1 protein-coding gene is annotated in these 834 nt (G+C 30.6%); it reads right to left on the reverse strand.

What is annotated here, in order from left to right:
- On the reverse strand, positions 1-834 hold an 834-nt coding region (gene wzy, locus HEN21_RS22565; protein ID WP_183082959.1), incomplete at both ends, for an oligosaccharide repeat unit polymerase.

Consider the following 834-nt stretch of genomic DNA (forward strand, 5'->3'; position numbering starts at 1 on the left):
AATTTTAGATAACATCGTAAATAGAAAACACAGAAAAACAACCCATATAATAGGCAGGACATATAAATCATTTTGAATAAAGATCCAACCAATTAACGATGGATTCACATTCCATGAACTATCCAGTGATGGAGAAATATATTTTGCAAGCAAATCTGGAGTATTAATCTTATTATCAACATTCCCTAGCTTTTTGACAATGATATAAATAAAATTTTCCTCAAAAAAATCTGTTGATTCTCCATTACTTTTCAAAGTTTGCAGTTGATTAATATTATCCGTTATAAATGCGACATGTGAAACGGTTTGAACTCTACCAACAATCTTCATGAATTGTTGGTTGAACGAATCCGTATAATCTAAAAAAGTTAATTGCGTGCTGACAGCTTCACCATTTCTGATAGAATTTTTAATTTGTTCGACAAATGGTAACGACAGAATAAAACATATAAGTACTATTCCTGCCTTCCAGTTTTTTTTATTTTTCAATCGGCGATCGATAAATGCGATTAAAATTAGGATGAAAAAATAAGATATCCAACCGCGCTGAAGAAATGAAATAATCCACAGAATGATAATGATGGGTTTGAGTTTACTTGTTTTAACATGCGTTAAAAATATTAACACAAGTACATCAACATTCAGTAAAACAAATAACGCTGATATTACCCCGCCTCCGCGTTCATTATTACCAGCAACAAACAGACCTGTATTAAATACGTATGCTATATAAAATAATTCCAGACAAATTAAAAAAAATGCGACAGAATCACTATTGGAAACAGATAATTTTGTTGTAAGTGGTTTTATTTTTTCCAAGCCATTATATAGTAC

The organism is Escherichia sp. 93.1518, assembly GCF_013368915.2.
Taxonomy (GTDB): Bacteria; Pseudomonadota; Gammaproteobacteria; order Enterobacterales; family Enterobacteriaceae; genus Escherichia; species Escherichia ruysiae.